We start from the raw sequence: 26,003 nt of genomic DNA, 5'->3' as shown, positions 1-26,003 counted from the left end.
CAGCGGAGCGGAGAGCCGGGAACGCCGCAAGTCTGGCATTTTGGGCGGTCCCGGCTCGGCGCGCTTCGCGCCGGGCCGGGATGACAGATCACTTTGCCTTCCAGATCGGCGCCCCGTCACCGGGCAGACCCAGCCGCGACCACTTCTCGCTGACGGCGTCGACCACGGCCTGGTCCATGCGGATTTCCTCGCCCCACTCGCGCTTGGTCTCGGGCGGCCATTTGTCGGTGGCGTCGAGGCCGATCTTGGAGCCCAGGCCGCTCTCGGGCGAGGCGAAGTCCAGATAGTCGATGGGCGTGTGCTCGATCACCGTGATGTCCCGCGCTGGGTCCATCTTGGTGCTGATCGCCCACATGACGTCCTTCCAGTCGCGGGCGTTGATGTCGTGGTCCACGACGATCACCCACTTGGTGTACATGAACTGGCGCAGATAGCTCCAGACGCCCAGCATCACGCGCTTGGCGTGGCCCGGATAGGCCTTCTTCATCGACACCACGGCGATGCGGTAGCTGCAGCCCTCGGGCGGTAGCCAGAAGTCGACGATCTCGGGGAACTGCTGGCGGATCAGCGGGATGAACACCTCGTTCAGCGCCTCGCCCAGCACCGAGGGCTCGTCCGGCGGCCGGCCGGTGAAGGTGGTCAGATAGATCGGGTCCTTGCGCATGGTGATCGCCGTCACCTGGAAGACCGGGAACTTCTCGACGCTGTTGTAGTAGCCGGTGTGGTCGCCATAGGGGCCCTCGTCGGCGAACTCGTCCAAGAGGACGTGGCCCTCGATGACGATCTCGGCGTGGGCCGGGACCATCAGCGGCACGGTCTTGGCCGGGACGAGATCGACCTTTGCCCCGCGCAGCAGGCCGGCGAACTGGTACTCCGACAGGGTGTCGGGCACGGGCGTCACGGCCGCTAGGATGGTGCCGGGATCCGCGCCCAGGACGGCGCAGGCGGGCAGGGGCTCCTTGGATCCGGCCTTCTTGTGGCGGGCGTAGTGCTGGGCGCCGCCCCGGTGGGCCAGCCAGCGCATGATGCACTTGTCCTTACCCAGGACCTGCATCCGGTAGATGCCGAGGTTGAAGTCGTCTTCGCGGTCCTTGCCTGGACCCTTGGTCACGACCAGCGGCCAGGTGATCAGCGGCGCGGGCTCGCCCGGCCAGCAGGTCTGGACCGGCAGCTTCGTGAGGTCGATCTGGTCGCCGGTCAGGACAACCTCCTGCACGGGGGCCTTCTTCACCGTTCCGGGACGCATGCTCATGACCGTCTTGGCCAGGGGCAGCATGTCGAGGGCGTCCTTGAGGCCCTTGGGCGGTTGGGGCTGGCGCAGGAAGGCCAAGAGCTCGCCGACCTCGCGCAGCTCGCCCGCCGTCTCGCGCGGTTCGCCGCCCAGGGTGACGCCCATGGCCACGCGCTTGACCGTGCCGAACAGGTTGGCCAGCGCCGGCATCTCCGAGCGCGAACCGTCGGGCAGCAGCACGTGCTCGAACAGCACCGCCGGACCTCCGGTCGCCAGCAGGCGAGTCTGGATCTCGGTCATCTCCAGCATGCTGGAGACCGGTTCCTTGACCCGGACCAGCTCGCCCTTGGCCTCCAGGACGTCGATGAATTCGCGGAGGGATCGGTAGGCCATGGGGACTCCTGGAAACGCGCGGAACCTAGACCGGGTGTGCGGAGAACTGAATCGCTTTTCGACCAATCCCTGTCATCCCGGCGGTCCCGGATCGGCGCGCTGCGCGCTTGTCCGGGATGACAATTTTTATTGAGCTACGGCCAGATCGTCGGCGTGGATCATCGGGCCCTCGGTGAAACCGAGTTCGGCCTCGATGGCGTCCGAGCGCAGGCCGGCGATGCGCTGGGCGTCGGCGCTGTCGTAGCGCACGATACCGCGCGCGACCTCGCGGCCGGTTTCGTCGCGGACCCGGACGGCGTCGCCCTTGTCGAACGGGCCCTCGATGGCGCGGACGCCGGCCGACAGAAGGCTCTTGCCGGACTCCAGCGCCCTAGCCGCGCCGGCGTCGATCGTGACCCAGCCTTGGGGGGCCAGCGAACCGGCGATCCAGGCTTTGTAGGCGGCGGCGGGGCTGGCGCCGGCCTCGATCAGGGTCGCCTTCTCGCCGTCGGCGATGGCGGCCAGCGGACGTGGACGCGAGCCCAAGGTGATCAGGGTGGCGCAGCCGGCGGCGCGGGCGATGCGGGCGGCGGCGATCTTGGTGGCCATGCCGCCGGTGCCGACCCCGGCCGCGGCGTTGGCGCCCTCGGCCATGCCGGCGATCTCGGCCGTGATCTCCGGGACCAGCGGGATGTGCTGGGCCTTGGGGTTCTTGCGCGGGTCGGCGGTGTAGAGGCCGTCGATGTCCGACAGCAGCACCAGAAGGTCGGCGCCGGCCATCTGGGCCACGCGCGCGGCCAGGCGGTCGTTGTCGCCGTAGCGGATTTCCTCGGTGACGACCGTGTCGTTCTCGTTGACCACGGGCACCACGCCCAGGCCCATCAGGGTCTCGGTCGTGGCGCGGGCGTTCAGCCAGCGGCGGCGGGTCTCGGTGTCGTCGCGCGTCAGCAGGATCTGCGCCACGCTCAGGCCATGCGGCTCGAAGGCCTCTTCCCAGGCGCGCATCAGCAAGCTCTGGCCGGCTGCCGCCGCCGCCTGCTTTTCCGGCAAGGTGGCCTTCTTGCCGCTCAGGCCCAGGCGTCGACGACCGAGCGCAACGGCGCCTGACGAGACCACCAGCACCTGCTTGCCGGCCGCGCGCAGGGCCGCAGCGTCGGCGCAGAACGCCTCCAGCCAGGCGCGGTCGGCCGCACCGGTCGCGTCGTCGACCAGCAGGGCCGAGCCGACCTTGAAGACGATGCGGCGGGCGCTGCGATACGCCTCGGCGGCTTGGCTCACGGCGTCCAGCCTCCGGGGGTCTCGTCGACGTGATCCTCGTCTTCGGCGATCTCTTCCTCAAGGTCGCCCCGGCGGATGCGTACCTGCCGGTAGGCGGCGCGCAGCAGTTCGGTGACGCCCTGGCCCGAGACGCCGGACACCAAGCGCGGCTTGATCCCCGACACCGCTTCCAGTTCGGCGATCTTTTCGGCGAGGGTTTCCTCGTCGAGGGCGTCGATCTTGTTCAAGGCCAGGATCTCGGCCTTGTCGGCGAGCTCGTCGCCATAGGCTTCCAGTTCGCCCCGGATCGTCTCATAGGCGCCGGCGACGTCGTCCTGGGTGGCGTCGATCAAGTGGATCAGGGTCGCCGAGCGTTCGACGTGGCCCAGGAAGCGAGTGCCCAGGCCCGCGCCTTCCGACGCGCCCTCGATCAGGCCGGGGATGTCGGCCAGCACGAAACGCTCGCTACTGGACAGGTCCACGACGCCCAGGTTCGGGGTTAGGGTGGTGAACGGATAGTCGGCGATCTTGGGCTTTGCGGCGCTGGCGGCGGCTAGGAAGGTCGACTTGCCGGCGTTGGGCAGGCCCACAAGGCCGACATCGGCGATCAGCTTCAGCCGCAGCCAAATCCAGCGCTCCTCGCCCTCCTGGCCGGGATTGGCGTACTTCGGCGCCTGGTTCACCGGACCCTTGAAGTGCAGATTGCCCCAGCCGCCGTTGCCGCCCTTGGCCAGCAGGATGCGCATCCCGGCGTGATCGAGGTCGGCGATCAGGGTCTCCTTGTCTTCCTCCAGGATCTCCGTGCCGACGGGAACCTTCAGCAACACGTCCTCGCCGGCGGCGCCGTGGCGCGCGCGGCCCATGCCGTGCACGCCCGTGCCGGCCTTGAAGTGCTGCTGGTAGCGATAGTCGATCAGGGTGTTGAGGCCTTCGACAGCCTCGATCCACACGTCGCCGCCGCGACCGCCGTCACCGCCGTCCGGGCCGCCGTACTCGATGTACTTCTCGCGGCGGAACGACACCGATCCGCCGCCGCCGTTACCGGAGCGGATGTAGATCTTGCATTGGTCCAAGAATTTCATGCGGTCCTTTTGTCCCAAGGCGTCTCGCGCGTCGAGCCAAAACCCGGATTCGACCGTGACGCATGGCCACAGCCATTAACCTCAAGAAACCGATGACGAGGGCTCGGCGTCGTGACGAAATGTTAAACCACGCTATGCGACAAGGTGTCATGGCAGCGAGCCGCCGTGTTTCGCAGGCGGAACGGGAGGCTGACCTTGGCGACCGAAATAGAAGTCGACGATACTCTGACGAAGGATCTGGTCGAGCTTTCGACGCAGGAAATCCATCGCAAGTATAGCGCCGAAGCCTCTGTGCACCGCAACATCTTGATCGGTCGCGGAACCGGCGTCGCGCCGCAGTGGCGTGATTTCAAGACTTTTCTCGGCGAAGTGGGCCAGCGCCCCTCGACCGACCACACCCTCGTTCTGCTGAACCGCTACGAGCGGACCTATGGCCCCGGCCGCGCTCGTTGGATGACGGCCGAGGAGCAGGCGGCGCACGAGGAAGAATTCGACCGCCAGCGCGCCGAACAGCAGCGCGAAGAGCAGCTTCTGCTGCACAAGGCTGCGGCGACCAAGCGCGCCAGCACGCCCGGCGCGCCCTCGTTCGGCCAATGGACGCCGATGGCCGGCAAGCAGGTCGCCTATACCGATGTCGCCAAGAAGCTGGCCATCCCGGTCGTGGCGCTGTCCAAGACCATGCCGCCCGGCGCCAGCGCCGATGAACTGGTCAAGCGCTCGTCGACCGCCAATGAGCTGATCAACGAAAACGCTTCCTGGCTGCCGCCGGATCCGGTGCGCAAGGCGGGGTTCTTCGAGGCCTATCGCATCTGGCACCTGCAGGTGCAGCCGCAATTCGCCAAGGCCGCGACCCCGACCTTCCTGTTCCTCTACATCGCCCTGCCGGTGATGAAGCAGTGCCGTGACGAGTTGGTGGATCTGGACCTGTGGAACCCGCTGGGTCAGCGCGCTCTAAACGCGCGCGACAGCCATCCGTCTTGGAAGAAGTACACCGAGTTCATGCCGCGCGCGCAGGTGGCGATGATGGAGATTCCCATCTACGCCACCTATTCGCTGCTGAGCGACCTTGACGCTTTGTGCGAGCGGATCGTGACGGCCGAGAAGCGCTTCCGTGAAGGCCCGCAGAAGGTGATCCACACCCACCGCGCGGCCTAGAGAAAGAGTTGTCATCCCGGCCGCAGCGAAGCGAAGAGCCGGGACCGCAATGAACTCAGAGCTTCCGGCGGTCCCGGCTCGGCGCGCGACGCGCTTGGCCGGGAAGACAGCTTTCTAAGCTAGCCACACCATCATCCGCGTGGCCGCCAGGGCGCCCCGCGCGATCGACGGCTTGTGCTCGACGACGCCCGTGTAGAGAAATCCCGCCTTCACCAGCACCCTGCCCGAGGCGTCGTTGTCGGCGAAGTGCCCGGCGGCGACATAGCGCTTGTTCCAGACGCCGCGCGCCCAGTCTAAAGCGCCCTTGGTCGCTTCGGTCGCATAGCCGCGCCCCCAGTAGGGTCGGCCGATCCAGTAGCCCAGCTCGACAGAGCCGTCCGGGTTGGTGAATAGGCCCACGACGCCGATCAGCCCCTCGTCTGCCAGCTCGATCGCGAAGGTGTTGTCGCGCGCGCGGTCCTGCGTCCCGCATCGGGCCACGAAGTCCTCGGCGTGGCCGCGGGTGTAGGGCGAGGGCATGCGCGTGGTCATGCGCGCGACCTCATGATCGACGCAGAAGGCCGCCACGCGCTCGACGTCGGCCTTGCTCGGAACCCGCAGCGTCAAGCGCTGGGTTTCGATGACGGGTCTTTCTTCGATGACGCACATCGGCGCCTCCCAGAGTTCCTCCGGTCCTCCTTGAAGCGGGACCGTGACGCCGCCATGGCGAAGCTTGTTGCGAATGGCGACGAGACAAAACAAAAGCGGGGAGCCCGGCGTTCCGGACTCCCCGCTAGAGATCGTCTGTCCGGATCGTCTTCTGAAGGAGAAGCACGATCCGAAGAAACTCTGGTTCGTGCTTACTCGGCCGGCTGAGCGGCCGGGGTCACGGTCACGTAGGTGCGGTTGTGCTTCTTGGTCACGAAGCCCACCGCGCCCTGCACGAGCGCGAACAGGGTGTGGTCCTTACCGATGCCGACATTCGTGCCCGGATAGAACTTGGTGCCGCGCTGACGCACGAGGATGTTGCCGGCGAGAACCTTCTCGCCGCCGAACTTCTTCACGCCAAGGCGCTTCGACTCTGAGTCGCGACCGTTGCTGGACGAGCCGCCTGATTTCTTGTGAGCCATCTTGCTCTCCTACCTTTAGAAGGCGTCGCCCTTAGGCTTCGCCTTCCTCCGTGGTGGCGGCGGCCTTCTTAGGGGCGGCCTTCTTTTTCGGGGCGGCTTCGGCGGTCGCCTCGGCGGCCTTCGGAGCCTTGGCGGCCTTCTTCGGAGCCGGAGCGGCTTCGGTCGAGGCCGGAACCGTGAACGGCACGGCGGCGTCGCCGAGGCCGCGAGCGCGGGCGTCCAGAATGACCTTCGGGGTCAGGTCGATCGACCCTTCCCACTTGGCTTCCTTGCCGGCGCCGGCGACGGACGTGACGCGCACGACCGATTCCAGCTGGCGGTGACCGCGGGTGCGGCGGTAGCCCTGACGGCGGATCTTCTTGAAGATCTTCACCTTCTCACCCTTGCGGGTTTCGATCAGGGTGCCGGAGACGACAGCGCCGTCCACGGTGGGGGCGCCGACCGTCACGGCCTCGCCTTCGCCAAGCATCAGGACTTCGCCAAAGGCCACGGCAGCGCCGGGTTCACCTTCGAGCTTTTCGACCACCAGCAGGTCGCCGGCTTGAACCCGGTACTGCTTGCCGCCGGTTTTGATCACCGCGTACATAGGTTAGCGCCTTAAAAACGTGCGTTCGCAAAATAGGGAACGCCCGCTCGGAAACCCGGCGGGCGAAGAGGGCGCGACTTATACAGCCGCGAGGCTGAGAGTCAACGGCGTCGCCACGGGAATCCGGCCCTGAGTTTGCTAAATGCGAGAAGTTCGCGAACTCTCCCTGGTATGTTACTTTGTAACACGCTATAGGCCTTCCCCGTGAACCCGTCGCTTCTCGCCCCCATCGCCGCCACTGGCTTCGCCGTCGCCTTCCTGCACGCGGCGCTGCCGACCCATTGGCTTCCATTCGTCCTCGTCGGGCGCGGTCAGCACTGGTCGGCGGGCAAGACGCTGAGCGTCACGGCCCTGGCCGGTCTGGGGCACGTGGCCTTCACCATCCTACTGGGCGTTGGCCTGGTCGGCGCGGGCCTGGCCGTACAGCCGCACATGGGCGCCCTGTTCGGATGGGTGGTGGGAGCCCTGATGGGCGCCCTGGGACTCTTCTATCTATGGCGCGGCCGCCACGAGCACGGCGAGGCCGACATCCAGACCCGGCGCTACGCCTCGGACCGCGCCGCCATCGCCGCCCTGGTGGTGCTGCTGACCCTGTCGCCCTGCGAGGCGTTCCTGCCGATCTATCTGGCGGGCGTAAAGCATGGCTGGACCGGCTTCCTGGCTCTGAGCGCCGTGCTGATGGCCGCCACCGCGGTCGGCATGCTGTTGTTCACCGCGCTTAGCCTGGCGGGGGTCAAGCGTCTGGGGCTCGAGCGCATTGCTCGCTACGAGTCGACCATTCTTGGTGTGGCCTTGATCGCCATGGGCGTCGGGGTAGCGTTCCTCGACCTGTAAGGTGTTCCGCTTCGAGGTGTGAGCGCCTAAATAGCGACCATGACCCAAGACACCTCTCTGGCCGCGCCCGCCGTCTCCGGCAAAATCCCCGTCACCGTGCTGACCGGCTATCTCGGCGCCGGCAAGACCACCTTGCTCAACCGCATCCTCACCGAGGAGCACGGCAAGCGATACGCCGTGATCGTCAACGAGTTCGGCGAGGTCGGCATCGACAATGACCTGGTGGTCGGGGCGGACGAGGAAGTGTTCGAGATGAACAACGGCTGCGTCTGCTGCACGGTGCGCGGCGACCTGATCCGGGTTCTGCAGGGTCTGATGAAACGTAAGGGCGGCTTCGACGCCATCATCGTCGAGACCACGGGCCTGGCCGATCCCGGCCCGGTGGCCCAGACCTTCTTCGTCGACGAGGACGTCAAGGCGCGCACGGCGCTGGACTCGGTTACCGCCGTCGTCGACGCCAAGCACATCATGCTGCGCCTGGGCGACAGCAAGGAGGCCGTCGAGCAGATCGCCTTTGCCGACCAGATCGTGCTGAACAAGACCGACCTCGTCTCCGAGGACGATCTGCGCCATGTCGAGGCGCGCATCCGCCGGATCAATCCGCTGGCCCCGATCCATCGCGCCCAGCGCTCGAACGTCCCGCTGGAGGCGATCCTGGGCAAGCACAGCTTCGACCTGGACCGCATCACCGAGCTGGAGCCGGACTTCCTCAATCCCGCCCACGGCGAGCCAGGCCACGTGCACGACGAGCACTGCGGCCACGATCATCACCATCACCACGATCATGATCATGTGCATGACGAGCACTGCGGCCATGGTCACCACCACCACCATCACCACGACGCCAAGAGCGACGTGCACGACGACGGCGTTAAGGGGATCTCGCTGACGCTGGAAAAGCCGGTCGACGGTCAGAAGATCACCGCCTGGCTCAACGACCTGCTGGCCAGGCGCGGTCCGGACATCCTGCGCGCCAAGGGCATCATCGACGTGAAGGGCGAGAACAAGCGTCTCGTCTTCCAGGCCGTCCACATGATCCTGGAAGGCGACTTCCAGCGCGAGTGGACCGACAAGGACAAGCGCTACAGCCGCATGGTCTTCATCGGTCGCGACTTGGACGAGGCCGAGCTGCGCGCGGGGTTCGAGGCGACAGCGGCTTGAGGCGTAGGCGCGCCGGCGTCCGTCGTGATCAGGTGAAGATCCCGATCGCGACGGACCGCCCCGTTAAGCCGAGACCTGCTGGGTTAGGTTGTCGGTCTTGTTTTCCAGGCCCGCCAGGATCTGGTTGATCAGGCGCGTGCTAAGCGCGGCGGACATCGTCATGCCGCTGAAATCGATCTGAGCGGCCGAACGGTAGGCGGCGAGTTCGCGATCAAGGAACGTGTAGGTTCCCTCGCCGCCCCACGTCCGCTCGGCCCAATCGGCTTGAGCCTGTTCGGCGCTCTGTTGCGTCGCTTCCCCAGAGGCGTTGGTCGCGTCTCCAGCGATCGACGGGTCGATTGCGACGGCGGTGACTGGCGTGGCCGTGGCGACCGCGTTCAGAGGCAGAGGCGCGCCCCGGCCAGCCCGTACTTCGTCCATGCTGGTCAATCCATCTCCGTCGGCGTCCACCGCCATGAAGATCGGGCCTGATATCGTGCCCGCATCAAGGTTTGATGCGCGGCGCAGAGCCTTTTCGGCATCCCATTCGGCGTCCGAGAGCTTCCCGTCGTCGTCCACGTCCGCGCGGGCGAACAGGGCGTTGATGTCTTGGGTCTCCTGCTCGGATCGCGCGCCATCCAGCAGGCTGAGCGTGCCTTTACTGGCCGCAAGCGCGGTTCTTGGCGTGGTCGTCGTCTGGGCCTCGACGAGCGCCGAGAGCGTGTCGTTCGACAGGGCGACGGACGACCCGGTCATTTCAGCCCGGCTGATTTTTCCATCCGTGTCGGCGTCGAGTGTCTTGAACGCCGAGGCGTAGTCCTGTTTCTCGCCACCTGCGGCCTTGAGCTCGTCGATAGAGAGACCGTCGCTCTTGTTGACGTCCAGATGGTCAAACACGCTCTGATAGAGCTGCTGGGTCAGGCCGCCGCTGGTGATCGAAGTCATAACGCTCTCCCAAAGCCGCTACTGTTCGGCGATCGGGAGAAGCAAGAATCAAGCCAAGGTTGCGTGCTGGGCAGCCAAACCGCCTCTTGGGCGCAAAAGAAAACCCCGCTGGCCGAGGCCAGCGGGGTTTCGATCTTTGGCTGTCGCCGAGGATCCTTAGCGGATGTCCTCGTTGATCAGGCCGACCTTGTACCAGCCGGCGGTTTGCAGCTGGTTCAGCACGCCCATGAAGTCGGCGTACATGACGTCGGCGTCGGCGCGGATCATGATGCGCTGATCATCCTTCGGGCCGGCTTGGCCGGTCGAGGTGAACTTGGCGTTCAGGTCGGCTTCCAGGCCATCGAGGCTGGTCTGACGGTCAGCGATGAAGATCGCGCCCGACTTCTGGATCGAGATGAACACCGGCTCCTTCGGCTTCACGCCAGGAGGGGGCGGCGAGGCCGGGGGCAGGTCGATCTTGATGGAGGTCACGGCCATCGGCACGGCGACCATGAAGATGATCAGCAGCACCAACAGAATGTCCACGAAGGGCGTGACGTTGATTTCGGAATTCTGGCCCAGATCGTAACGGCCACCACCGCCGCCAGCAAGTTTAGCCGCCATAGCCTGCACTGTCTCCCAGAAGGCCGCGCGCGTCGCGCACGCCTGAAATGTCGTTACCTCGCCACGTCTGGCGCAGACGGGCGCGGAAGTAAAGCCCGACGACGCGGCGCAATAGCAACCCCCTTTTGACTCTTTTTTGCCGAACGCCGTTCGAACAGGCAGTCGTGGCCGATGCGCTCGAAACGCGCCTCGAAACGCATCGACGCGAAAGAGTCTGGCCCTTGGGGGCCGCGCGCATTAAGTGCGACGCATGATCTTTTCGTTCGACGCCTTTGTCACCGAGGCCCTTTTCGACCGCTCGGGCCGCGCCGTTTTCGCCCTCGGCGACGGCACAGTTCGGCTGCAAGCCGAGGATGGGTTCGTCACCGTGGAGGCCCACGGCGGCCCCCTGGGCGGCGCGGTTCTGGCCGCCGCCCTTCACCCCAACGGCGTTGGCGTTGTCACCGGCGGCGACGATGGCCGTCTGGTCTGGAGCCGAATCGAGAACGGCGAGGTGGTCGCCACCGTTCTCGCCGAGGTGAAGAACAAGTGGATCGAGCATGTGGCGACCAGCGCCGCTTCGGGCCTGATCGCCTTCACCGCCGGCAAGGAGGTCCATGTCCGCGACGCCGCTGACCCTGCCTTCGCGCGGGCGTTCGCGCACGAGAAGACGGTCTCTGGCCTGGCCTTCGAGCCCAAGGGCCGTCGTCTGGCCTCCGTCACCTATGGCGGCGCCTATCTCTGGTACGCTCGGATCGCCGACCAGAAGCCGCATTTGCTCAAGTGGGCGGGTAGCCATATCGGCGCCGCCTTCAGTCCCGACGGCAAGTTCCTGATCTCGTCGATGCAGGAAAACCAGCTGCATGGCTGGCGCCTGTCGGATGGCAAGGACATGCGGATGGGCGGCTATCCGTCCAAGATCAAGAGCCTGGCCTTCTTCGACAAGGGCAGCTTGCTGGCCACGGCCGGCGCCAGCGGCGCGGTTATCTGGCCGTTCGCCGGCGCCAATGGGCCGATGGGCAAGGAGGCCGCCGAGATCGGGTTCTCACGCGACTCCATGGTCGTGCGGGTGGCGGGGATCGACACCCATCCCGTCTGCCTGGCCGCGCAAGACAACGGTAAGATCTGGGCCGCCCACATGCGCAATGGCCGCATCGAGACCCTGAAGGCCGAGAAGGGCGCTCCGATCAGCGCGCTCTCGGTCAGCGCCGACGGCAAGCTCATGGCTTGGGGCGATGAGAGCGGCGAGGCGGGCGTGCTGGAGATCCCGGATATCAGCGGCCCCCGCCAGTTCGCGGGGTAGGGGTGACGCCCAATTGCCGAGGCGAAAGAGTCCTCGATATTTCAAAGACTAAATCTCTCGTCATCCCGGAAGCCTCGCAGAGGCTATCCGGGACCCAGGGGCAAGTGGCGGTGCGGCCGCCCCTGGGTCCCGGCTCTACAGCCCGCTACGCGGTCTTCCGGCCGGGATGACGAGAGAAGATGATTTCAGCCGGTTGAGTTCGGCCCCTATAACCCCTTCAGCTCCCCCCACTCCTCGAACGGCGCCCGGCGGGAGCGGAAGTTGTTCACCGGGGCGGCTTCGTCGCGATAGCCCAGGGCCATGCCGGAAAACAGCATATGGCCCTCGGGCAGGCCGACATGGGTGTCGACCAGCTTGTTGTAGTGCGACCAGAACTCCTGCGGGCAGGTGTCGAGACCGCGCTCGACCGCCAGCAGCATGAAGGTCTGCATGAACATGCCCACATCGCTCCACTGCGGCGGACCGCAGCGGCGGTCGATCGAGAAGAACAGCTGAACCGGCGCGCCGAAGCCCTGGCCGTTGATGGCGAACCACTGCAGGCGGGCCATCTTGTCTTCGCGCGGGATGCCCAGCGCCCCGTACATGTCCTCGCCCACCTGGAAGCGGCGGCTACGGAGCGGCTCCCACAGGTTGGCGGGATAGACGTCGTATTCGGTCGGATCGGGCGAAGCCACGCGGGTCAGCATGGCGTCGGTCAGCGCCTTCAGCGGCGCGCCCGACACGACCTGGACCCGCCAGGGCTGGAGATTGCCGCCTGAGGGCGCGCGGGCGGCGGCTTCCAGCAGCTCGCGCACCAGGGCGCCGTCGATCGGGTCAGGCTTGAAGGCGCGCACCGACATGCGGCGGTTGACGGCGTCGATCACGTCCATCGAAGGCTCCCTTAATCCCATTACCGCTATGCCGAAGGCAGCGGCTTTTCCTCTGGCTAGCATCCCGCCGCAGGGTAAAGACAAGTCTGTCTGGATCTTTTTGGGGGCGTTCCTTGCGGCGGCTTCTGCGTAACATCGCCTTGGCTCTGTTCATCATTCTGGTCGCGGGACCGATCGTGGCGGTGATTCTGTTCCGCTTCGTTCCGCCGCCGGTGACGCCGCTGATGGTCATCCGCGCGGTAGAGGGGAAGGGGCTGGACCATCGCTGGCGGCCGATCGACGAGGTCGCGCCCGCCCTGCCGCGCGCCCTGATCGCCGCCGAGGACGCGCGGTTCTGCCAGCATCACGGCTTCGATTTCGACGCCCTGCAAAAGGCCTATGAGAATAATGAGGCCGGCAAGAAGGTCCGCGGGGGGTCGACCATCAGCCAGCAGACGGCCAAGAACGTCTTTCTGTGGCCGGGCCGCTCCTATGTCCGCAAGGGTCTGGAGGCCTGGTTTACGGTGCTGATCGAGATCGGCTGGGGCAAGAAGCGGATCATGGAGGTCTATCTGAACTCCATCGAGTTTGGCCCAGGCATCTACGGCGCCGAGGCCGCCGCCCAGCGCTATTTCGGCGTCGGCGCCGACAGGCTGACCCAGACCCAGGCCTCGCGGCTGGCGGCGATTCTGCCCAGCCCCCTGAAGTGGCGGGTGATCAAGCCGGGCAAGTACGTGGCCAAGCGCACCCAGAAGATCGGCAAGGCCTCGAAAACGGTGCGCCGCGACGGCCTCGCCGACTGCGTGGGCTAGCTGGTCCACCAGCCGCGCGTCGCGGGGCAGGCCGCCAGCGCCCGCTGGTATCCATCTCGCTGGCGCAATCGGCCCAGATAGGCCTGCTCGGCCTCGCCCAGGGCGAAGTCGATGTTCTTGCGCGCCATCTCCAGGGCGTAGCCCACTGAGATGTCCGCGGCGGTGAAGGTCTCACCGGCCATGTAGGGCGCCTCCGTCAGTCGCCGGATCACGAGACCCAGGCGGCTGGTGAACACATGCATCGCTTGTCGGACGGTCCAGTTGTCGCGATCGGTCTCGGGCGCGAAGTGCTTGGCGCCGGTCAGGAAGAAGACCGACGCCGCCAGTCCCGCCTCGCCCAGGTGCAGGAACTGCTGATAGGCGGGGAAAGTCGCGTCCAGTGAATCAGGCGCCAGGGGCGAAGGCCCATAGCGGCCCAGCAGGTATTCCATGATCGCGATGGACTCGACCATGATCGCGTCGCCGTCCTGGATCGCGGGGATGAAGCCGGCGGGGTTGATCGCCAGGAACTCGGGATCGTTCTCGACCCCGGCCAGCATGTCGACGTCCCGCAGGCGATAGGGCAGCCGCATCTCTTCCAGCAGCCAGACGACGCGGAAGCCGCGGCCTTCTCCGTAGACGGTGATCATCCGCGCATGCCCAGAATGGCGAACAGGGCGCCTTGCGGGTCGACGGCGTTGACCACCCACGCGCCGCCGGGAACCTCGACCGGTCCCATCAGCACCTGACCGCCATGGGCCTTCACCCGCTCGACGGCGGAGTCGATCCCTTCGACGCAGAAGTAATAGAGCCAATAGGGCATCGGCGCGGGCGCGTGGTTGCTGAACATGCCGCCGATCGCCGCCGTGCTGGGGCCGAAGGTCTGGTAGACGCCCATCTCGCCCATCGGCACGGTGTCGTGCTTCACCCAGCCGAACAGGGGCGCATAGAAGTCGAAGGCCTTCTCCCAATCGGCCGCGTGCAGCTCCGACCAGCCCAGCGAGCCCGGCGACATGGGCGCGGGCCGTGGCGGCTCGGCGCCGGGCGCGTCGACGAACAGGATGAACATCGCGCCTTGCGGGTCGGCCACCACGGCGAAGCGGCCGACGTTGGGAATGTCCTGCGGCGGTTTGCAGATCGCGCCGCCGGCTGCCTCGACCTTCTTGGCGAAGGCGTCGACGTCATCGACGCCGAGATAGCCCAGCCAGCCGGGTGGAGCGTCCTGCATCTCCAGTATGCCGCCGAAATGGAAGTCGCCGACCTTGAAGATCGTGTAGGGGCCGGCGGGACCAGAGGAGGCCTCGGTCGTCCAGCCGACGACCGCCGTGTAAAACGCTTCGGCCGCCTTGGCGTCCGGCGTGACCAGTTCGAACCAGACGAAGTCGTTGGCCATCAGGGTGTTCCCGCAGTGTGAAGAGGGGCGCGCGAGGCCGGCCGTGGGCACGGCCTCGGCGAAGGCGTTCCAAGAGCGGATCATTCGGATGGGTGTCAGGCGGCCGCGCCGCCACAGCAGGCGGACTTGGGCTGGGCGTCCTCATACTCGTCATGGCGGCGGGGGAAGTCCGGTGCGTCTTTCTCGTTGCGCCCCAACGGCGCGCGGTCGAGGAGCATCAGGGTCCCGATCGCTTCCTCTGGCCCTCGGGCGTAGGTCGAGTAGGTGTGGAAGACTTGGCCCCCGGCGTCGCGATAGAAGACCGACAGGCCCGGCAACTCGTCATGCCCCTGTCCGGAGGGTTGGTCGATGAAGTTGTAGTGGATCGTCTCGCCGGCCAGCTCTTCGGGCGTGAACGATACGTGGAAGTCGCGGTTGAAGTCGCTGTCGTGCGACGACACCCATGGAAAGCGCCAGCCCATCCGGCGCTGGTAGCCCTGGATCTTCGCCAAGGGCGCGCGGGATACGACGACCAGGCTCACGTCGTGGTGGTTCAGGTGCGGCAGGGTTCCATCGAAGTGGTCGGCCATGAACGAGCAGCCCTCGCAGCCCGCATCCCAGTCTGGCCCGAACATGAAATGATAGACGATCAGCTGGCTGCGGCCATCGAACAGCTGGTCCAGGGTCTTGCGGCCGTCTGCGGTGTCGAAGGCGTAGCTCTTGTCCAGCTTGACCCAGGGCAGGGCCATGCGCTCGGCGTTCAGAGTGTCGCGGGCGCGGGTGTGGGCCTTTTCTTTCAGCAGCAGGGCGCGGCGCGCTTCCAGCCATTCCTCGCGGGACACTACGGCATGCGACATCACGTCCTCCGTAAACTGAGCTGTTTTCGCTTGACGAATAACGTTGATATCAACATAAATTGGGTATGTCAAAGCCGGTCGTGATTCCCTTCGAAGCGACGATCCATGTCCGCGACACCTGCCTGTGCCTGCACGTCCAGCGCGCCGCCCGGGCGTTGGCGCGGCGTTTCGACGAGGCCTTGCGGCCTCTGGGCCTGACCAATGGTCAGTTCTCGCTGCTAATGTCGTTGAACCGGCCCGAGCCAGCCGGCATGGGCGGCGTCGCCAATCTCCTGGCCATGGACCGCACAACCCTGACAGCCGCGCTGAAGCCGCTGGAGCGACGCGGCCTGCTGACGGTCGCGCCCGATCCCAAGGACGGCCGGGCCCGGGTGTTGAGCCTGACGCCCGACGGCCGCGCTCTGCTGGCCCAGGCCCTGCCGCTCTGGACGCGCGAGCACGGCAAGCTGGACGAGGACCTGGGCGGCGGCGGCGACACTCTGCGCGCGGGCCTGCGGAAGCTCGCCTAGTCCACCGCCAGGATCACGTCGGAGGCGGCGATCCGCGCCTTGACCTTCCCGCCGACAAGGAACGACCGGGCCGCGTCTTCTGGTTTCAGGGGCGCGACGAGTCTCGATTCCGCCGCTATGTAGTCCATCTGCACAACTGGATCCAGGCTCAGGACTACCCGATGATCGCTCGTCGTCCGATGCTGATCGCCGCCTTGGCCGGCGCCGTGTCGCTTGCGCTGGGCGGGGCGGCCCTCGCCGGCGAGACGAAGGTCGCCGTCGCCGCCAACTTCACCGAGGCCGCCCGAGAGATCGCCGCGCGGTTCAAGGCCAGGACCGGCCACGACGCCACCTTGAGCTTCGGCGCGTCGGGCCAGTTCTACGCCCAGATCGCAAACGGCGCGCCGTACGAGGTCTTCCTGTCGGCCGACGTCGAGCGGCCGCAGAAGGCCGAGGCCGAGGGTCTGGCGGTTCTCGGCTCGCGCTTCACCTACGCCACCGGACGGCTGGTGCTGTTCAGCAAGACGTCCGGCCTCGTCGATCCGAGGGGCGCGGTGCTCGCCAAGGGCGGGTTCGACAAGCTGGCGATCGCCGATCCGAAGGCCGCGCCCTACGGCCAGGCGGCGGTCGAGACCCTGACCAAGCTGAAGCTCTACGAGGCCTTGAGGCCTAAGATCGTCACCGGGGCCTCGATCACCCAAACCTTCCAGTACGTCCAGACCGGCGCGGCCGAGCTAGGCTTCGTGGCCCTGTCCCAGGTGATCGACGTGAAGGGCGGCTCGCGTTGGATCGTGCCGGCGGCGGACCACACGCCGATCGCGCAGCAGGCCGTGCTGCTGAAGACCGGCCAGAACAGCGCGGCGGCCAAGGCGTTCATGGCGTTCCTGAAGAGCGGCGAGGCCAAGGCGATCATCAAGCGCTACGGCTACGAGGTTCGTTGATGGCCGAGGTGCTATGGCTGACGGCGAAGCTGGCGGGGATCACCACGATCCTTCTGCTGCTGTTGGCCACGCCGCTGTCCTGGTGGCTGGCGCGCGGACGTTCGAGCCTGCGCACCGTGGTCACGGCCGTGGTCGCCTTGCCGATCGTGCTGCCGCCGACGGTGCTGGGCTTCTACCTGCTGATCGCCCTGGGGCCGAACAGCCCGTTGATGGCCCTGCTAGCGCCGTTCGGCGTGCGGACCCTGGCCTTCACCTTCGAGGGCCTGGTGATCGGCTCGCTGATCTATTCGCTGCCGTTCGCGGTGCAGCCTCTGCGAAACGCCTTCCTCGCGGTGGGCGACGAGCCGTTGGAGGCGGCCGCGACCCTGGGCGCCTCTCCGTGGGCCGGCTTCTGGCGGGTGGCCCTACCGCTAGCCCTGCCCGGTTATGTCGCCGCCGCCATCCTGACCTTCGCCCACACGGTGGGCGAGTTCGGGGTCGTGATGATGCTGGGCGGCAATATCCCGGGCGAGACCACCGTGCTCTCGACCGAGATCTATCGTTTGGTCGAAGGGCTCGAATGGGGAGAGGCCCACCGCTTGTCGCTGATGCTGCTCCTCTTCGCCTTCGCGGTGCTGCTGGCCCTGCTGGCCATCGAGCGGCGAGCGCGGGTGCTGGACCCGCGCGCTTAAGATAAGCACCCGTCCAGGTGGAACCGGATCAGCGCCCGGGCCGAGCGGGCCACGGCGCGGGCCGGACCGGCGGGGCCAAGGGTGACGCGGGAGATGTAGGCGCCCTCCATCAGCAGCATAAGCGCGTCGGCGAGGTCGTCGTCTTTGGAACCGGCGCGATGCGCGAGATCGGCCAACCGCCTGTGCAGCTCCTTCTTGTAGTTGACCGAAACCACCTGAGCCGGGTGGCTTTCCTCATGCAGCTCGATCGCTGCGTTCGAGAGCGGGCAGCCGTGGATGTCGGCGTTGCAGGCCTTGGTCTCGAAGGCGTCAAACAGCGCTTCTAGCTGGGATCGCGGGTCAGAGCAGCCGCAGGCCGTGACGCTTTCCCACCAGGCCCAGTACTCGCGCTCCTGCTCGCGCAGAACCTCGACCACCAGCTCGTCCTTGGACGGGAAGTTCCGATAGAGCGTCATCTTGGTCGCGTCGGCCTCGGAGGCGATGGTCTCGACGCCGACGGCGCGGATGCCGTGCTGGTAGAACAGCTCACGGGCGGTCTCGAAGATCCGGTCACGCGCCGGACGCTTGGACGCCGGCGCGCAAACGGCCGCTTCCTTGTCGCCCAAAGCCCCGTCCCCAGAATTTCTCGTCGCCATTTTGGCAGGCCTCTCCTTGACGTGAGAGTTACCGGTCAGTATCTCTCGCCCTGAGCGATGATACCGAACGGTCTCGTCACATCCTAGATCGTCATTCTCGTCGTCCGGGTCAAGTAACCGTCCCTGCGACATTTGATCCTTAAACCCCTAAGGAGCGCGCGCCAATGCCCCCGCAAACAAACGTTTACGTCACCGCGCCCCAAGCCGCCCCGCAAGTCGCGAAGGCGAAGGGTTTCATAGGTTTCTTCAGGTCCAAGCCGGAAGGCGGCCACGGCTGGGCGACCTTCCGCGCCCTTGGCCAGTCCACACGCGGCGCCTCGCGCCGCCCCGTCTTCGAATAGCCCGCTCCCCCCGTTTTCCGTCCGACAGGTTCCTCCCCATGCGTCTCCAACCCGTCATCACGTCTTTCGCCGGCCTCGCCGCCGTCGCCGTGCTGGCCGCCTGCTCGGCCCAAGCCAAGCAGGACGCCGCCGCCGCGCCGCCGCCCGCCCAGGTCACCGTCACCGAGGTCGCCTTCAAGTCCCTGCGCCAGTGGGACGACTTCACCGGCCGCCTCGAGCCGATCGACACCGTCGAGATCCGCCCGCGCGTCTCCGGCTTTATCGACGGCGCCCAGTTCACCGAGGGCGCGCGCGTCCACAAGGGTCAGGTGCTGTTCCAGATCGACCCGCGCCCCTACAAGGCCGAGGCCGACCGCGCCGCCGCCGAGGTGGCCCGCGCCAAGGCCCAACTGGACCTTGCGGTGGTCAATCGCGAACGCGGCCGACGCCTGATCGAGCAGAACGCCCTGGCCCAGAGCGAATTCGATCGCCTGGCCTCGGAAGAGCGCGCCGCTCAAGCCAACCTCTCCGCCGCCCAGGCCGCCCTGCAGACTGCGCGGCTGAACCTGGAATGGACGCGGGTGACCTCGCCGATCGACGGCCGCATCTCCAAGGCCATCATCACGCGCGGCAACCTCGTCACCCAGTCGAGTTTGCTGACGACCGTGGTGTCCGACACGCCGATCTATGCCGAGTTCAACGCCGATGAGCAGACCTTCCTGAAGTACGCCTCTGCCGAACGCGGCAAGGGCGGTCCGGTCTATATGGGCCTAATGACCGAGGACGGTTATCCGCATGTCGGCAAGCTGGCCTTCATCGACAACGCCCTGGACGCCAAGAGCGGCACCATCGCCGGCCGGGCCATCTTCGCCAACGCCGACGGCCGCTTCACGCCGGGTCTGTTCGCCCGCATCCGCCTGGTCAGCGCCGAGAGCCAGACCGTCGCCCTGGCGCCCGATCGCGCTGTCGCGACCGATCTGGGCAAGCGCTTCGTCGTGGTGGTCAACAGCGCCAACAAGGCCGAGTACCGCCCGGTGGAGATCGGCCCGCTGGCCGGCAACCTGCGCATCATCCGCTCGGGCCTGAAGCCCGGCGACCGGGTGATCGTGGGCGGCCTGCAGAAGGTCAAGCCGGGCGACACCGTCGCGCCGGTGCCGGTCAAGGCCGACAAGGCCGACCTCGATCAGCTCGCCCAGGTCGAGACCCCGATCCGTCAGAACTGAGATCTCTCCCTTCCCCCTCGATGGGGGAAGGGCGGGGATGGGGGTGACTTCGGCGCTTAGACCATGCGCCGCGTTCGCCATCACCCTCTGCAATCACCCCCACCCCTGCCCCTCCCCCATCCAGGGGGAGGGGAGTGACAAAACACGCTTCCTCCCCGGAACGCCTCCTCCCCAGGACGACCCGCATGTCCTTTTCAAAGTTCTTCGTGAACAGGCCCCGCTTCGCGGCCGTGCTCTCGATCATCATCTTCATCGCCGGCCTGGTGTCGCTGCCGCAGTTGCCGATCAGCGAGTATCCCGAAGTGGTGCCGCCGACCGTGGTCGTGCGCGCGGCCTATCCGGGCGCCAACCCGTCTGTCATCGGCCAGACCGTCGCCGCTCCGCTGGAGCAGGCGATCAACGGCGTCGAGGGGATGATCTACCAATCGTCCCAATCGGCCGCCGACGGGGCCATGGTGCTGACCGTCACCTTCGCGCTCGGCACTGACCTCGATAAGGCCCAGGTGCAGGTCCAGAACCGCGTCGCCCAGGCCCTGCCCAAGCTGCCCCAGGAAGTGCAGCGGATCGGCGTGACCACCGACAAGGCCTCGCCTGACCTGACCCTGGTCGTGCACATGATCTCGCCGAACAAACGCTACGACATGCTGTACCTCAGCAACTACGCGCAGCTGAACGTGCGTGATCGGCTGAAGCGGATCGACGGCGTCGGCGATGTGCAGATCTTCGGCGCGGGCGCGTACTCGATGCGCGTCTGGCTGGACCCTGAAAAGCTGGCCGCCCTGTCGATGACCGCCGGCGATGTCGTGCGGGCCCTGCGCGAGCAGAACGTCCAGGTGGCCGCCGGCCAACTGGGCGCGCCGCCCAACGCGGGCTCGGGCGCCGACTTCCAGCTGTCGATCAACGCGCCTGGCCGCCTGACCGATGAGGAGCAGTTCCGGGACGTCATCATCCGCTCGGGCGAGGATGGCCAGATCACCCGCCTGGGCGACGTCGCCCGCGTGGAGCTGGGCGCCAACAACTACGCCCTGCGCAGCTTGCTCGACAATAAATCGGCCGTCGCCATGCCGATCTTCCAGCGCCCTGGCTCCAACGCCCTGGAAATGGCCGCCAACGTCAAGAAGACCATGAAGGAACTCAAGAAGGAGTTCCCCGAAGGCGTCGACTACGAGATCATCTACGACACCACCGCCTTCGTGCAGGAGAGCATCGACTCGGTGGTCCACACCCTGATCGAAGCCATCATCCTGGTCGTCATCGTGGTGGTGATCTTCCTGCAGGGCTGGCGCGCCTCGGTGATCCCGCTGATCGCCGTGCCCGTGTCCTTGATCGGCACCTTCGCCGTGATGCTGATGCTGGGTTTCGGTCTCAACGCCCTGACGCTGTTTGGCCTGGTCTTGGCCATCGGCATCGTGGTCGATGACGCCATCGTCGTGGTCGAGAACGTCGAGCGGAACATCTCGCTCGGCCTCGCCCCCGCCGACGCCACCCGCAAGGCGATGGGCGAGGTGACCGGACCGATCATCTCCACGGCCCTGGTGCTGTGCGCGGTGTTCATTCCGACCGCCTTCATCAGCGGTCTGTCGGGCCAGTTCTACCGTCAGTTCGCCCTGACCATCGCCATCTCGACGGTGATCTCAGCCGTCAACTCCCTGACCCTTTCGCCGGCCCTGTCCGCCGTCCTGCTGCGCAGCCATGACGCGCCCAAGGACCGCTTCCAGAAGCTGATCGACGCGGCCCTCGGCTGGCTGTTCAACCCGTTCAACCGCTTCTTCGCCAAGGCCTCGAACGGCTATGTCTCTGGCGTGGCCAAGACTCTGGGACGCTCTTCCGCAGGCCTGGTGGTCTACGGCGTGCTGCTGGTCCTGACCGTCTTCGCCTTCTCCAAGACCCCGACCGGTTTCGTACCCCAGCAGGACAAGGCCTATGTGGTCGCGGTCGTGCAGCTGCCCGACGCCGCCTCGCTGGACCGCACCGAAGCGGTGGTCCGCCAGATGGGCGAGATCTCCAAGGGCGTGCCGGGCGTGAAGAGCTCGGTGGCCTTCCCAGGCCTGTCGGTGAACGGCCTGATCAACAGCCCCAACTCCGGCGCGGTGTTCTATACCCTGGACGACTTCAAGGACCGTCGTGACAAGGACAGGCAGGCCGGCGCCATCGTCGCCGCGCTGAATCAGAAGTTCGCCGCCATCCCCGACGCCCAGATCGCCGTCTTCCCGCCCCCGTCCGTCCAGGGCCTGGGCACCATCGGCGGCTTCCGCATGCAGATCGTCGACAAGGCGGGCTTAGGGCCGGACGAGCTGAACAAGGCCACCCAGAACCTGATGGACAAGGCGCGGCAGGACCCGGCCCTGGCGGGAATCTTCTCCAGCTACCAGGTCAGGGTCCCGAAGATCCAGGCCGACATCGACCGCGAGAAGGCTCGGGCCCAGGGCGTGTCCCTGACCGACCTCTTCGAGACCATGCAGGTCTATCTGGGCTCGCTGTACGTCAACGACTTCAACCGCTTCGGGCGGACCTACGAGGTCAACGTGCAGGCTGACCAGCGCTTCCGTCTGCAGCCCGAGCAGATGCTGCGCCTGCAGACCCGCAACGGCGACGGCCAGATGATCCCGCTGGGCGCCTTCGTCAGCTTCCACGAGACCACCGGTCCCGACCGCGAGAGCCACTACAACGGCATGCTGACCGCCGAGATCAACGGCGGCCCCGCGCCCGGCTTCTCGACCGGTCAGGCCCAGAAGGCGCTTGAGGATCTGGCCAAGAAGGAGCTGCCCAACGGCATGGGCTACGAGTGGACCGAGCTGACCTACCAGCAGATCCTGGCGGGCAACACGGCGATCTTCATCTTCCCGCTCTGCGTGCTGCTGGCCTTCCTGGTGCTGGTCGCCCAGTACGAGAGCTGGAGCCTGCCGCTGGTCGTCATCCTGATCGTCCCGATGACCCTGCTGTCGGCCCTGGCCGGCGTGTGGATCAGCAAGGGCGACAACAACATATTCACCCAGATCGGTCTGATCGTGCTGGTCGGCCTAGCCTGCAAGAACGCCATCCTGATCGTGGAGTTCGCCAAGGAGCGCGAGGAGCATGGCGACAGCCCGCTCCAGGCGGTCCTGGAGGCCTGCCGCCTGCGCCTGCGGCCGATCCTGATGACCTCGATCGCCTTCATCATGGGGGTCTACCCCCTGGTGGTGTCGCACGGGGCGGGGTCCGAGATGCGCCGCGCCATGGGCGTGGCGGTGTTCTCCGGCATGCTGGGCGTGACGGTCTTCGGCCTGATCCTCACCCCGATCTTCTACTACGTCATCCGTCGCTTCACGGCCCGCAAGGCCGTGGCGAAGACGGAGCTGACTTCGCCCGCGGAGGCGCACTGATGTCTGTCTTCAAGCCCACCCTGCGCGCCGCGCTGATCGCCGGCGTCGCCCTGACCGCCGCCGCCTGCGCGGTCGGGCCGAACTACAAGGCGCCGGCGACCCCGCCGGTCGCTTTCCAGAACGCCGAGCCGGCCGTCTTCACCGCCGCCAATCCGGAAGCGCAGTGGTGGAAGGCGTTCGGCGACCCGGTGCTCGACCAACTGGTCGGCCAGGCGCTGGGCGCGAACCTCGACCTGAGGATCGCCCTGGCCCGCGTCGCCGAGGCCCGCGCCCTGTTCACCGAGCAGAAGCTGGACGTACTGCCGCACGTCACGGCCGATGGGACCTATGCGAAGAGCAAGCAGCAACAGCCCGGCCTGACGACCGACCGGGTCGAGAGCCAGACCTACCAGGCAGGCTTCGACGCCAGCTGGGAGATCGACCTGTTCGGCCGCGTCCGTCGGAGCGTCGAGGCGGCCGGCGCTGAAGCAGGCGCGGCCCAGGCCGACCTGCGCGACGCCCAGGTCACCGTCGCCGCGGAAGTCGCTCGAAGTTATCTTGAGCTGCGCGGCGCCCAGGCTCGGCTCAAGGTCGCCAACCGCAACCTCGAGACCCAGCGTGAGACCCTGCGCCTGACCAAGGTGCGGTTCGACGCCGGCGCGGGCAGTCCGATCGACGTCGCCTCGGCCCAGGCGCGCCTAAACGCCACCGAGGCGGCGATCCCCGGCCTGATCACGGCGGAGACGCGGGCCAACTACCGCCTGGCGGTGCTGACCGGCCAGCGCCCCGGCGCGCTAGACGCTCTGCTAGCCCCCCGCGAGGCCGACACGCGCCCGTTGATCGCGGCCCTGCCGATCGGCGAGGCGGGCCAGTTCCTGCGCCGTCGTCCCGACGTCCAGGCGGCCGAGCGTCGTCTGGCGGCCTCGACCGCGCAGGTGGGGGTGGCGACGGCCGACCTGTTCCCGCGCGTCTCGGTGACCGGCTTCGTCGGCTTCCTGTCCGGGACCTCGACGGGCTTCGGGAACAGCGCCAGCCAGGCCTGGTCGGTCGCGCCGACCGTCAGCTGGCCGGCCCTCGACCTGGGCAGCGCCCACGCCCGCCTGCGCGCGGCGCGGGCCCGCGACGACGCGGCGCTGGCGGCTTATGACAAGGTCGTGCTGCTGGCGCTGGAAGACCTGGAAAACGCTCTCGTTTCCTACCGACAGCAACAGGCCCAGCTGAAGAGTCTGGCAGACCAGGCCGCCGCCTCGCGCCGCGCGGCCGAGCTGGCCCGCATCCAGTACCGCGAGGGCGGCATCGACTTCCTCGTCTTGCTGGACGCCGAGCGCACCCTATTGGCCGCCGAGGACGCCCTCACCGTCGCTGAGACCGGCGTCAACACCGACGTCGTGGCGATCTACAAGGCGCTGGGTGGCGGCTGGACCGGCTGATCAGAACCAGCCCGCTTCCCTCAGCGCCTTGGCGTAGGCGCGGCTGACCGGCGCCTCGACGTCGCCTTTCAGGGTAAGGACCGCCCGGCCGTCGCCGCGCCGGGTGTTCTGGACCGCTGCCTTGGCCACCCACCACGAACGGTGGGTCTGGGCGCCCTCGATGCCTTCCAGCTCGGCGATGGCGTCGGACAGCCTCATCAGGATCAGGTCCTGGCCCCGCGAGGTGTGCAGGCGCAGATAGTGATCCTCGGCCTCGACGGCGTGCAGCTCGCCGCCGCGAAGCTTGGGCGGCAAGCGGTCAAGAAAGCGCGGCGCGGGGGCGCCGGTCGGGGCGGCGTGGGTCTCGATTGGGCGGCGCTGGACCAGGAAGTTCAGGGCGGTCATGGCCGCTGTCACGATGAAGACCGGCAACAGATAGCGGGGCAGGACCTCCAGCCTCAGGCCTCGATTGAACAGCGCCTCGCTGACGAACCAGACCACACCCGTGAACGGCAGGGTGATGAGGACGACGGTCGCCACGCCATAGAGCCACGGATGATTGTCGGCGCGACCCTCGCGGCCGATCAGCTGGGTGACGCCCGTGCCGACGACCGCGCCGGCCAGGCACAGGCCGACCCAGTAGGCCAGGCGCGTCACCATGGGCACGTGGTGCGAGCCCAGCGCGCCGATCAGCGCCAGGAACACGCCGGCCCCGCCCGACACCAGATAGCCCCGCGCCGCCTCGGGTCCGAACAGCGCCGTTCGCGAAGCGTGAATGGCGTCGCCCAGCCGCTCACGAAGCGAGGGCGGCGATTGGCGCAAAGACGATTGAGACACGAGGCCGCCCACTCCAACACCGACGTCGACGGCGAGGCGATCGGTCGCCCCGCTCGAACCGGGAGTGAAGGAAGATGGATGCGAAGGCCAAGTCAATCGGTCGCCTCGTGCTGGGCGACGACGGCCTGAGGAATGCGATCCTCGGCGTGGCTCTGGCGATCCTGGTGGTTGTCGTGGCGGCGCCGAACATGTTCACGGGCATGGGCGCCTTCCTGATCGAGCGCGGCGTGCGTCCCCACGCGCCCGACCTGGCCCTGCTGGCGGCCCAGCCGCTGGCGATCAAGATCCATCTGACCGCCGCCGTGACGGCCCTGCTGATCGGCGTCGCCCTGATGATGCGCGCGAAGGGAACCGGCCTGCACAAGACGCTGGGCTGGACCTGGGTGATCGCCATGGGCGTCACCGCGGTCAGCTCGCTGTTCATCCGCCAACTGAACCACGGCCACTTCAGCTTCATCCACCTGCTGTCCGGCTGGACGATCGTCGGCCTGCCTGGCGCGGTCTACGCGATCAAGCGCGGCAAGGTCGCGACGCATCGCAAGGCCATGACCGGCATGTTCGTCGGCGGCCTGCTGCTGGCCGGCCTGTTCGCCTTCATCCCAGGCCGCCTGCTCTGGGCCCTGTTCCTGGGCTGAGCCGGTCCTTTCCCACGACACATCGCAACAAGGAGCCTC

At 67.0% G+C, this 26,003-nt stretch carries 27 protein-coding genes; 12 read left to right on the top strand and 15 right to left on the bottom strand.

Features of this window, described 5'->3' with window-relative positions; translation table 11 throughout:
• Positions 1-88: 88 nt before the first annotated feature.
• The 3 genes from CSW59_RS10990 to obgE all read right to left on the bottom strand — a co-directional run bounded on the left by CSW59_RS10990 (position 89) and on the right by obgE (position 3,942).
• Positions 89-1,624, bottom strand: a complete 1,536-nt coding sequence (locus tag CSW59_RS10990) for a UbiD family decarboxylase (protein ID WP_099444080.1) — start codon at positions 1,622-1,624, stop codon at positions 89-91.
• 126 nt (positions 1,625-1,750) lie between these two features.
• Complete coding sequence (gene proB, locus CSW59_RS10985; protein WP_099444079.1) at positions 1,751-2,881, bottom strand: glutamate 5-kinase; 1,131 nt, start codon at positions 2,879-2,881, stop codon at positions 1,751-1,753.
• On the bottom strand, positions 2,878-3,942 hold the full coding sequence (gene obgE / locus CSW59_RS10980) for a GTPase ObgE (protein WP_099444078.1): 1,065 nt from the start codon (positions 3,940-3,942) through the stop codon (positions 2,878-2,880). Before obgE ends, proB begins: the two co-directional genes overlap by 4 nt.
• A gap of 195 nt (positions 3,943-4,137) precedes the next feature.
• Here obgE and CSW59_RS10975 point away from each other — a divergent pair, with 195 nt between their 5' ends.
• A complete protein-coding gene (locus CSW59_RS10975; protein ID WP_099444077.1) occupies positions 4,138-5,097 on the top strand; it encodes a hypothetical protein in 960 nt (319 codons plus the stop codon).
• 114 nt (positions 5,098-5,211) lie between these two features.
• Here CSW59_RS10975 and CSW59_RS10970 read toward each other — a convergent pair whose 3' ends face one another.
• The 3 genes from CSW59_RS10970 to rplU all read right to left on the bottom strand — a co-directional run bounded on the left by CSW59_RS10970 (position 5,212) and on the right by rplU (position 6,792).
• Positions 5,212-5,745, bottom strand: a complete 534-nt coding sequence (locus tag CSW59_RS10970; protein WP_099444076.1) for a GNAT family N-acetyltransferase — start codon at positions 5,743-5,745, stop codon at positions 5,212-5,214.
• A 191-nt stretch (positions 5,746-5,936) separates the two neighbouring features.
• Positions 5,937-6,206, bottom strand: a complete 270-nt coding sequence (gene rpmA / locus CSW59_RS10965) for a 50S ribosomal protein L27 (RefSeq protein WP_096052697.1) — start codon at positions 6,204-6,206, stop codon at positions 5,937-5,939.
• A gap of 31 nt (positions 6,207-6,237) precedes the next feature.
• Positions 6,238-6,792: a 50S ribosomal protein L21 gene (gene rplU, locus CSW59_RS10960; RefSeq protein ID WP_099444075.1), complete on the bottom strand. Its 555-nt coding sequence runs from the start codon at positions 6,790-6,792 to the stop codon at positions 6,238-6,240.
• A gap of 204 nt (positions 6,793-6,996) precedes the next feature.
• Between rplU and CSW59_RS10955 the strand changes: the two genes are divergently transcribed.
• Positions 6,997-7,626, top strand: coding sequence for a hypothetical protein (locus tag CSW59_RS10955; RefSeq protein ID WP_099444074.1), 630 nt, complete (start codon positions 6,997-6,999; stop codon positions 7,624-7,626).
• Between the two features lie 39 nt (positions 7,627-7,665).
• Positions 7,666-8,787 carry a GTP-binding protein gene (locus tag CSW59_RS10950; RefSeq protein WP_099444073.1) on the top strand — a complete coding sequence of 374 codons (1,122 nt, stop codon included), beginning with the start codon at positions 7,666-7,668 and terminating at the stop codon, positions 8,785-8,787.
• Between the two features lie 63 nt (positions 8,788-8,850).
• Here the strand turns inward: CSW59_RS10950 and CSW59_RS10945 are convergent, their stop codons facing one another.
• The gene (locus tag CSW59_RS10945) at positions 8,851-9,711 is read right to left on the bottom strand and encodes an EF-hand domain-containing protein (protein ID WP_099444072.1); all 861 of its coding nucleotides are present in this window, start codon (positions 9,709-9,711) and stop codon (positions 8,851-8,853) included.
• 156 nt (positions 9,712-9,867) lie between these two features.
• Positions 9,868-10,323, bottom strand: coding sequence for a biopolymer transporter ExbD (locus tag CSW59_RS10940; RefSeq protein WP_099444071.1), 456 nt, complete (start codon positions 10,321-10,323; stop codon positions 9,868-9,870).
• Between the two features lie 241 nt (positions 10,324-10,564).
• Here CSW59_RS10940 and CSW59_RS10935 point away from each other — a divergent pair, with 241 nt between their 5' ends.
• Positions 10,565-11,596, top strand: a complete 1,032-nt coding sequence (locus CSW59_RS10935) for a WD40 repeat domain-containing protein (RefSeq protein WP_099444070.1) — start codon at positions 10,565-10,567, stop codon at positions 11,594-11,596.
• A gap of 206 nt (positions 11,597-11,802) precedes the next feature.
• On the opposite strand, the gene CSW59_RS10930 is transcribed toward CSW59_RS10935, so the two are convergent.
• Positions 11,803-12,465 carry a nitroreductase gene (locus CSW59_RS10930; RefSeq protein ID WP_099444069.1) on the bottom strand — a complete coding sequence of 221 codons (663 nt, stop codon included), beginning with the start codon at positions 12,463-12,465 and terminating at the stop codon, positions 11,803-11,805.
• 86 nt (positions 12,466-12,551) lie between these two features.
• Between CSW59_RS10930 and mtgA the strand changes: the two genes are divergently transcribed.
• Entirely contained in the window at positions 12,552-13,256 is a 705-nt protein-coding gene (gene mtgA / locus CSW59_RS10925) for a monofunctional biosynthetic peptidoglycan transglycosylase (RefSeq protein WP_099444068.1), read from the top strand.
• Here mtgA and CSW59_RS10920 read toward each other — a convergent pair.
• From CSW59_RS10920 to CSW59_RS10910, 3 genes are read right to left on the bottom strand one after another with little or no spacing between them, the layout of a single operon-like run.
• Positions 13,253-13,885 carry a glutathione S-transferase family protein gene (locus CSW59_RS10920; protein WP_099444067.1) on the bottom strand — a complete coding sequence of 211 codons (633 nt, stop codon included), beginning with the start codon at positions 13,883-13,885 and terminating at the stop codon, positions 13,253-13,255. The genes mtgA and CSW59_RS10920 overlap by 4 nt on opposite strands.
• Positions 13,882-14,712, bottom strand: a complete 831-nt coding sequence (locus tag CSW59_RS10915; protein ID WP_236632205.1) for a VOC family protein — start codon at positions 14,710-14,712, stop codon at positions 13,882-13,884. The genes CSW59_RS10920 and CSW59_RS10915 overlap by 4 nt, the downstream gene beginning before the upstream one ends.
• Positions 14,713-14,723: 11 nt before the next feature.
• A complete protein-coding gene (locus CSW59_RS10910; protein ID WP_099444066.1) occupies positions 14,724-15,464 on the bottom strand; it encodes a thioredoxin family protein in 741 nt (246 codons plus the stop codon).
• 80 nt (positions 15,465-15,544) lie between these two features.
• Between CSW59_RS10910 and CSW59_RS10905 the strand changes: the two genes are divergently transcribed.
• Positions 15,545-15,973 (top strand): MarR family winged helix-turn-helix transcriptional regulator, encoded by a 429-nt coding sequence (locus CSW59_RS10905; protein WP_236632204.1) that lies wholly within the window; start codon positions 15,545-15,547, stop codon positions 15,971-15,973.
• On the opposite strand, the gene CSW59_RS20780 is transcribed toward CSW59_RS10905, so the two are convergent.
• A complete protein-coding gene (locus tag CSW59_RS20780; protein WP_161495046.1) occupies positions 15,970-16,107 on the bottom strand; it encodes a hypothetical protein in 138 nt (45 codons plus the stop codon). The genes CSW59_RS10905 and CSW59_RS20780 overlap by 4 nt on opposite strands.
• 27 nt (positions 16,108-16,134) lie before the next feature.
• On the opposite strand from CSW59_RS20780, the gene modA reads away from it, so the two are divergent.
• Together modA and modB are read left to right on the top strand one after the other, a co-directional pair.
• A complete protein-coding gene (gene modA / locus CSW59_RS10900; protein ID WP_099444064.1) occupies positions 16,135-16,893 on the top strand; it encodes a molybdate ABC transporter substrate-binding protein in 759 nt (252 codons plus the stop codon).
• Positions 16,893-17,564 carry a molybdate ABC transporter permease subunit gene (gene modB / locus CSW59_RS10895; RefSeq protein WP_099444063.1) on the top strand — a complete coding sequence of 224 codons (672 nt, stop codon included), beginning with the start codon at positions 16,893-16,895 and terminating at the stop codon, positions 17,562-17,564. The genes modA and modB overlap by 1 nt, the downstream gene beginning before the upstream one ends.
• On the opposite strand, the gene CSW59_RS10890 is transcribed toward modB, so the two are convergent.
• Positions 17,561-18,199 (bottom strand): TetR/AcrR family transcriptional regulator, encoded by a 639-nt coding sequence (locus tag CSW59_RS10890; RefSeq protein WP_099444062.1) that lies wholly within the window; start codon positions 18,197-18,199, stop codon positions 17,561-17,563. The genes modB and CSW59_RS10890 overlap by 4 nt on opposite strands.
• Positions 18,200-18,578: 379 nt before the next feature.
• Here CSW59_RS10890 and CSW59_RS10885 point away from each other — a divergent pair, with 379 nt between their 5' ends.
• From CSW59_RS10885 to CSW59_RS10875, 3 genes are all read left to right on the top strand, one after another.
• The gene (locus tag CSW59_RS10885; RefSeq protein ID WP_099444061.1) at positions 18,579-19,742 is read left to right on the top strand and encodes an efflux RND transporter periplasmic adaptor subunit; all 1,164 of its coding nucleotides are present in this window, start codon (positions 18,579-18,581) and stop codon (positions 19,740-19,742) included.
• Between the two features lie 185 nt (positions 19,743-19,927).
• On the top strand, positions 19,928-23,104 hold the full coding sequence (locus CSW59_RS10880) for an efflux RND transporter permease subunit (RefSeq protein WP_099444060.1): 3,177 nt from the start codon (positions 19,928-19,930) through the stop codon (positions 23,102-23,104).
• Complete coding sequence (locus CSW59_RS10875; RefSeq protein ID WP_099444059.1) at positions 23,104-24,513, top strand: efflux transporter outer membrane subunit; 1,410 nt, start codon at positions 23,104-23,106, stop codon at positions 24,511-24,513. The genes CSW59_RS10880 and CSW59_RS10875 overlap by 1 nt, the downstream gene beginning before the upstream one ends.
• Here the strand turns inward: CSW59_RS10875 and CSW59_RS10870 are convergent, their stop codons facing one another.
• The gene (locus CSW59_RS10870; RefSeq protein ID WP_236632203.1) at positions 24,514-25,329 is read right to left on the bottom strand and encodes a LytTR family DNA-binding domain-containing protein; all 816 of its coding nucleotides are present in this window, start codon (positions 25,327-25,329) and stop codon (positions 24,514-24,516) included.
• A gap of 74 nt (positions 25,330-25,403) precedes the next feature.
• On the opposite strand from CSW59_RS10870, the gene CSW59_RS10865 reads away from it, so the two are divergent.
• Positions 25,404-25,964: a DUF2306 domain-containing protein gene (locus CSW59_RS10865; RefSeq protein WP_099444057.1), complete on the top strand. Its 561-nt coding sequence runs from the start codon at positions 25,404-25,406 to the stop codon at positions 25,962-25,964.
• Positions 25,965-26,003: the final 39 nt, after the last annotated feature.

Origin of the sequence: Caulobacter sp. BP25, from assembly GCF_002737755.1 — a bacterium.
Lineage (GTDB): Bacteria > Pseudomonadota > Alphaproteobacteria > Caulobacterales > Caulobacteraceae > Caulobacter.
The sequence above is the reverse complement of the archived record's forward strand: the minus strand, read 5'-3'. Positions and strand labels throughout refer to the sequence as shown.